This is a genomic window from Piscirickettsia litoralis, from assembly GCF_001720395.1.
GTDB classification, from domain to species: domain Bacteria; phylum Pseudomonadota; class Gammaproteobacteria; order Piscirickettsiales; family Piscirickettsiaceae; genus Piscirickettsia; species Piscirickettsia litoralis.
The window spans coordinates 124,481-131,060 of record NZ_MDTU01000001.1; the positions used below are offsets into that span (position 1 = coordinate 124,481).

The window sequence follows — 6,580 nt, forward strand, 5'->3', positions numbered from 1 at the left end:
ATGCATGAAGAAAGTTAATTATCTCGTTTCATTACTATATTTAAATTAAATTTATTGAAATTCAAAAGCTTAGTGAGCCATAAGCCACAAAACAGGGTTTTAACCATTGTTAATCTTAGCTATTCGCTCTAGGTGAGGCTACGCTTATAGCGAGTAAGTGTTGTTTCAGTAAGGAAGATTCACAATGGATAAGTCAATGATTAAGTTATTACCTGTTTTAGCCGTTGCTGTTTGTTTTTCAGCAGCTTCTTTATCATATGCAGATGAAGCCGGCTTTATTGATGAGGCACCAGCGATGGAAGCGCAGCAGCAAGAGCACCAATATCATTCTCAACATCAAAAAGATATGATGAATGAGCAAGGGGCATTTTACAGCTAGCTTTTAGCTTTATTGAAAGGCTCACTTTTGTACTGAGCCTTTCAGTTTTAGAAAGTTATGTTTGAACTTGGAATTGCTTAACATCTTGCGAGCTGGTGAGGAAGAGACCGAGCGCGAGTACAAGCAGAGACAGCAATAAGCAGACGATGGCAAAGCCAAACACAGATTGAATAGCAAGTTCGCCGACAATCCAGACAATCAGACCTGACAGAAGATAAGAGCTAAGACCATAGCATGAGCTGACAAGGCCAGTATGTTCTGGAAATGGCCTAAACATCAGTGTGATGAGTGCTGGATAAATCATTCCACAAACAAAAGCAAGAAAGCAGCTAGGAATGATCAGACTGAGTAAATTCAACGGTGCAAGCCAAGACCACAGAGTCATAGTAATGCTGCCAATGAGTAGCATGCTGATGTTAAAGAAGATGATTTGAGCCGGATGACTTTTATCAAAAAAACGGCTGCCCAGAGCGCCGGTGGCATAAGCTGCGCCAACAATTAACGCCATATACCCAAATGAGATTGCCGAGTAGCCCATTTTATTTTGAATTAAAAAGGGACCGACGGTATTGAATAAGAAAATACTCGCTGTTGTCAGGCTAATAATCGCCATAGAACAGAAAAAAGTACGATGTTTCTGGATTTTTATTGTATCATTTTTTAAGTGATTTTAAATGAAACATTTTTTTATGAGGTAGGGTTTCTTCTAAGAGAAAATAAGCGAGAATTATAAAAATAAAGGCATAGCAAGTTAAAACGGCAAAACCTAAACGCCATCCGGAGAACACTTCTAGCATGCCGCCAATTGCAGGCGCAATAACAGGCGATACACCCCAGACGAGGCCAATATAGGCAGATGCACGTGTTAGCTGCTGATTTTTATATATGTCAACGGCAACAACCTTAGAAAGAACGGTCGCGGCGGCTCCTCCTAAACCTTGTACTGCCCGGGCGATAAGTAGCATTTCGATAGAGTGTGCAAAGCTTGCGAGAAGGCTACCGATTAAAAATAAGAAAGTGCCAGCGAATATTGCATTTTTACGCCCCCAACTGTCAGATAAAGGACCATAGATAAATTGACCGATACCCAATGCAAGCAGATAGATGCTTACGGTCTGTTGGGTGAGGCTCATTGAGGTATGTAAATCTTTAGCAATCAGGGGAAGTGAAGGAATATATAAATCCACAGCTAGCTGTCCCATAGGCGTCAAGATGAGTACAACCAAAAAAATAATCGATGTACGTGAGTGCATATTGTCCCCCTTATGTTATGTTTTAGTGATTTTTAAGTGCCTGACCCCTTAATCTAGCTAATATTAAGACCATTGAAAAGAGCTGTGACCGTTTGTTATCACTCGCTATCGAAACGGCTTGACTACAAGCGAATTTTTTTGGGGAAGGTTATAAAGAGCTCAGCAGTTACTTTTACTTTTTTACCTTCATGGTTGTCTATAATTAACGACAATATCTGTAGTATTGGATGGTCTCACAATGAAATTAGTGAAATGCTGCACAGGCATTACTGCGTTGATTTTACTGCTAAATCCACTTTTTATGTATTCTGCGACAGAGCTGAAAGTGCTAGAGTGGGAAGGCTATATCAGCCCCTTTATTGAAGGGTTTGAAAAATATGCAAAATCAAAGAATCTTGACGTCAAGGTTTCTATTGTTAAGCCTTTTATTACTAACCCTGAGCAGATTTACAATGCGATGCGTACCGGCAAAGCTGATGTTGTCACGCCAACACATAATTATTATAAGATGAGCAAAAATAAGCTGATGTTTGTATTACAGCCGATTGATACATCGAAGCTGAGTCACTACAAGGATCTGGCATCCTCACTGCAAACAGCAAGTTATGATCAATATAAAGGACAGAAATACTCGGTTCCTTTGCTCGGTGGGTCGTATGGTTTGGCTTATAACGAAGATAAAGTCAAGCAAGCGCCGGCCTCATGGGAGGTATTATGGGATAGTCAATATAAAGATCAATACTCGATCACCAATGATCAGTTTGAAGCAAACCTTTATACGGTTTTAATTACAATGGGTTATCCCGCTCAATCCGTTTATGATATAGATAAAATTAAAGGATTTAAGAAAGACAAAAAGAAAATACAAGAAAAGCTTAACCAGTTGGTGTTCAATGCTAAGTTTTTTTGGGGTGGGGTGCTACCCGCAGATAAAATGCCTGAGCTTACGTTTGGTACAACCTATTGGTTTGGTGTCGCAGAAGCGAATAGTAAAGGTCAACACTGGAAGCTAGCGAGTCCTAAGGAAGGACAAACAGTGTGGCTTGATACGATGGCTTTAAGTAAACAGCTTGCAAAAGATCCGAAGAAACTTGCTGCGGCCTATCTGCTGCTCGATTATATGATCAGTCCTGAAGTTCAGGAAAAAGTGCATGCAATGTATGGATCCGTGATTGTTAACGGTAAAACTAAAAATAGTGTAATTGGGGATCAGAGCTTTTTTAAAGAAGAATACTTCTGGAAACCGCTGACTTCACGCACTAGAAATACGTATAAAATCATGTGGGAAAAAGCCATGAGGGTTAGAGGAAATTAGCTGTACTTTAGCTTGTTTTCATCATCATTTCCATTCATGTTTGTAGGGATTGTGGCCTGAGTTCAGGCCCTATTTTTTATGGTAGAGACTACATGAGAGAAGTGATTAAAATGTGTAACGTACCGTAAACATCGCTCCGGTAATACTCATATTTAAACAGTGCTGGTCATTGTTGCATTCTAAACCGTTTTGCTCTAATAGAGGTGAGTTGTGTGTATAAAGAACACCAAGTAAAACGTATTCGAGTGAGAGGTGTTTGTTGATCTTAAAACCCATGCCGGCGTCTCCAGTCATCAGTGGCGAATTAGAGTCTTCAGGGTTTGTATTGGGTGTGGGTTTGGTTGTATTGTTGAAAACAAGGTAATAATGGTTAGGGGGTGGTTGCTGCCATTGGAGTGTCGCATGGCTAAAGGAGCACAGTGCTAATACGATAACGATATAGTAGTGAGCCTGACGAAGCAAGATACTGTCCTTTATTACCAATCACCCTGGAGCGAGTTTAGTCTTGATAAGGTCTGAGGGTTAATCAAAAACAAATATCAAAAATTCTAGCATGGAAAGGCTGAATCATCTAATTTTGAAAAGATTTAATGATTGTGATAGATAACTTTGTATTCCCCCTAGGCTCCTCCCGGATTCCGCAGGATATCTAGCAAGAGTATGAAAAATTTCAAAAAACATACTGTTCTTAAGCCCAAATATAGAATGTATCTTGCAATCATTCCATGAGCTCGCATGCTTTAGAGACATTGTCTAACTCTTCAGCTAAATTTAAAAGTCCAACTTTATGTTTTATGATTCTGGCCGTGGTATTGAACATGAGGGTAACCTTATTTTGTAGTTTAAAGTTTGCACTTAGACCAAAGCCGGAAACCCTCACTTTTTCAAGCAAGTGTCAGATAAACTCAGAATTAATCCATTTCAAGAGAGCTAGATGATTTTATTGTATCTAACTCTATATACTGAGATTTAAATAAACTACTACACTGATAGTCATTATTTGTTCTCCATTTAGGAATAATGCGGTTTAGGTCAGAGGGAGAAACAGAATAGTTTCGGCCTTCTTCCCTTACTAAAGTGCGTAGTTTGTCTTCAATATCCTTTAAACTGTTGCTTGCTGCTTTGGTCTCTCCGTAGTCACTACCAGAATACTTTCTAGTAATCGAGCTTCGGCGGCGACGTCGCCAAAGGTCACGATGATGGTTGGATGAATCATGTTTTCCAGCTGAAATAGAGTCATGCAGCGCAACTAACCCTACCTGAGTTTTTGTTTTTTGAATTACATCCGCCATTGATTGTTTATAAGCTGCCACTAAACAGCTTGGCCTGTTTTGGTTTCGCCATTCAGTCAACCAATCAGGCGTTTTGTCATTTGTGCCTTTGAGATAACAGTCGATAGCATTCCAGATAATCTTAGCATGATGGTTCATACCGCGCCCTTTTACTAGAGCAGGAGGAGCATGGAGTGCTCGCTCAAACTCTTCTTGAGATAGAGGCGTGCCATTTTTGATCGATTTGATAAGGTTATAATAGGCTGATGAAACGCCTCCTCGGTCGATAGCATCTTTACAAGACATATTAAAGGATTTTGGCTGTAACGTATCAATGATATAATTGGTCAATTCAAACTTTAAGAAATGAAAATATAAGGCCTGTTGTTCTCTTTCACTCAGCTGCACTCTTCTTTCAAAGCCTAATGCTTTAATACTATTTTCTAATAACTCACTTAATTTTTTATGCTCAACACTTTCGTCTCCATTATCTTTATCTTTAAATAAGGATCTTTTATATAGTTTATTTTTTATGTGATCACTGATGTAGAAATCCTTTCCATTCTTACACGCTATTGAAAGTATTGAGCTTTTAATATGCTCCATAGAAATGTTTGTAGTGCTTGTGAGTTTACTTGAAGAGAGCATGCCTTTGTCAGCAGGCAAGGTAATGACTGCGATGTGAGGGTTAGCTTCGCCAAACTGTTCTAATTTTAAAGTTAGGTTTCTTTCCTTCTCTCCTTCGCCCGTTGCACTCCAACCACGGTCTTTACCTAGGTTGTTTATATAGAGGTGAGCAATATCTCCATCAGGAACCTTTGATTTTTGAGCATGGCACCAAGCGGCAAACAAAGGACTCACTCGAGCCTCTCCGCCATCTCTTTGCGCCTGTGTGCCAAATCGGATTTCTACTGGTAGTTGGTGGTCCGCCAACTGTTGGTATTTATATTTGCGCACAGAGGGTAGGCTGGTTGTATGCATCGGCTTAAAATTCTTTGCCATCATCGCAAGAAATCGACCTTGACCTGACCCTTCGTAAGTGGGAGTGGTTCGGTTAATTGGTGTGTCTGGTTTTAGCGTATGAGTGACTGCTTCTTCCACACCGCTGGTTTGGTTATATTTTTTGACAGTGGGGGCAATAATCTCGGCAGTGTGTTCAAGCGCGGCATTTCTATTTAAATAAACCGAGTCAATCAGATCGTCAAAACCATCTTTAGACGGAAATTCTCCATTATTTTTCTTTCTATAGTCATCTATATATGCTTCAATTTCTTGTAAGAAGTCAGTATAAAGATTCCCATAAGGCTCAGACTCGTCGTACTCGCTGTGTTCGTCTATCTTTGCTACTTTTGCAGCAAATGGAAACCCACTTTCATCATCAGCCATATAGGCTGGGATCTTGATTTTTTGTAAGTAATCAAAACTATTTTCATTTCTTAATTTATCACTATTAATTGGCATATTAATTCCTAGAAAAGTCTATAATGAATCTGGTTTATTGAGCACTCACTAAAAGAATATCCGCATCTTTTGGCAACTCATCTACAGTCTGATTTGTGCACTCTCCAACATCATTAATATGATTTATATTCCAGGTTATTGCTCCGATCTGGTATTCAGGCATACTACCCCCCCCCGCAAAAAAAAATCTTAAATAATTAACTAAATATTTTATTCAATTAAGGATTACACTTTATTCCTTAACTTAACTGCTTGTTTTGGAATAAAATCTCACTTGGCTTAAATAAAAACACAGAAGCATATAAAACAAGTTTTATACGTTTATATCAAAAAAATAAATTTCGCCTATAGTAACATGTAAAACAAATTCGATAATTGATAAAAACTTCCATTTTTCTATATTTGGGGTTATTCCGGTCAAGTTAATCAGGACACCTTGATAAGAGGTTTTTCGAAGTTATAGCACTTCTCTAACACTTTGATTTGTAAGATAATCGTAATAAACAGAGGAGTGTTTATTATGCCAGCAGCTTACTCAACAGACCTTCGAATGAAAGCAGTAGAAGCTTATAAAAAGGGAAAATACCACCAAGCAGAAATCGCAGAGCAATTTGGTATCAGTATCGCCACTTTTAATCGATATTGGAGGGCCTATAATGCTCACGGAGATTTATCACCTGAAAAAATACCACCATGGTCGCCATGCAGTTTTATCTGGGAATAACCTAAACGATGTTGCTAAGCTAATTGCAAAGAAACCGGATGCAACGATTGCTGAATTCTGTGAAGTATACAACCAAACACATGATATTCCTGTCGGAAGAAGTATGATGCATCGAGCTTGCCAGAAACTAAAGGCCAACTACAAAAAGAAGTCTAAAAGAGCTTCTCAGCAACTATT

The 6,580-nt window shown here is 38.9% G+C and carries 9 protein-coding genes; 4 read left to right on the forward strand and 5 right to left on the reverse strand.

The genetic code is table 11. The features are described 5' to 3' along the window. Positions 1–184 precede the first annotated feature (184 nt). Positions 185–379 carry a hypothetical protein gene (locus BGC07_RS00570; protein ID WP_069311552.1) on the forward strand — a complete coding sequence of 65 codons (195 nt, stop codon included), beginning with the start codon at positions 185–187 and terminating at the stop codon, positions 377–379. Positions 380–434: 55 nt separating this feature from the next. On the opposite strand, the gene BGC07_RS00575 is transcribed toward BGC07_RS00570, so the two are convergent. Next, on the reverse strand, positions 435–1,028 hold the full coding sequence (locus BGC07_RS00575) for an MFS transporter (protein WP_394332125.1): 594 nt from the start codon (positions 1,026–1,028) through the stop codon (positions 435–437). A gap of 4 nt (positions 1,029–1,032) precedes the next feature. Further along, positions 1,033–1,632 (reverse strand): MFS transporter, encoded by a 600-nt coding sequence (locus BGC07_RS00580; protein WP_069311554.1) that lies wholly within the window; start codon positions 1,630–1,632, stop codon positions 1,033–1,035. Between the two features lie 238 nt (positions 1,633–1,870). Between BGC07_RS00580 and BGC07_RS00585 the strand changes: the two genes are divergently transcribed. Beyond that, a complete protein-coding gene (locus BGC07_RS00585) occupies positions 1,871–2,947 on the forward strand; it encodes an ABC transporter substrate-binding protein (RefSeq protein WP_069311555.1) in 1,077 nt (358 codons plus the stop codon). 105 nt (positions 2,948–3,052) lie between these two features. Here BGC07_RS00585 and BGC07_RS19950 read toward each other — a convergent pair whose 3' ends face one another. The 3 genes from BGC07_RS19950 to BGC07_RS22885 form a co-directional block, all read right to left on the reverse strand. Next, entirely contained in the window at positions 3,053–3,409 is a 357-nt protein-coding gene (locus BGC07_RS19950; RefSeq protein WP_139121559.1) for a hypothetical protein, read from the reverse strand. A 449-nt stretch (positions 3,410–3,858) separates the two neighbouring features. Continuing rightward, a complete protein-coding gene (locus BGC07_RS00590; RefSeq protein WP_069311556.1) occupies positions 3,859–5,679 on the reverse strand; it encodes a hypothetical protein in 1,821 nt (606 codons plus the stop codon). Between the two features lie 34 nt (positions 5,680–5,713). Further along, on the reverse strand, positions 5,714–5,842 hold the full coding sequence (locus BGC07_RS22885) for a hypothetical protein (protein ID WP_268801581.1): 129 nt from the start codon (positions 5,840–5,842) through the stop codon (positions 5,714–5,716). Positions 5,843–6,229: 387 nt separating this feature from the next. Here BGC07_RS22885 and BGC07_RS23725 point away from each other — a divergent pair, with 387 nt between their 5' ends. Both BGC07_RS23725 and BGC07_RS21005 read left to right on the forward strand, forming a co-directional pair. Next, positions 6,230–6,403 carry a helix-turn-helix domain-containing protein gene (locus BGC07_RS23725; protein ID WP_394332126.1) on the forward strand — a complete coding sequence of 58 codons (174 nt, stop codon included), beginning with the start codon at positions 6,230–6,232 and terminating at the stop codon, positions 6,401–6,403. Beyond that, positions 6,336–6,580 (forward strand): COG3415 family protein (locus BGC07_RS21005; protein ID WP_162272282.1); only part of this gene is annotated, 245 nt, incomplete at its 3' end. The genes BGC07_RS23725 and BGC07_RS21005, both read left to right, overlap by 68 nt.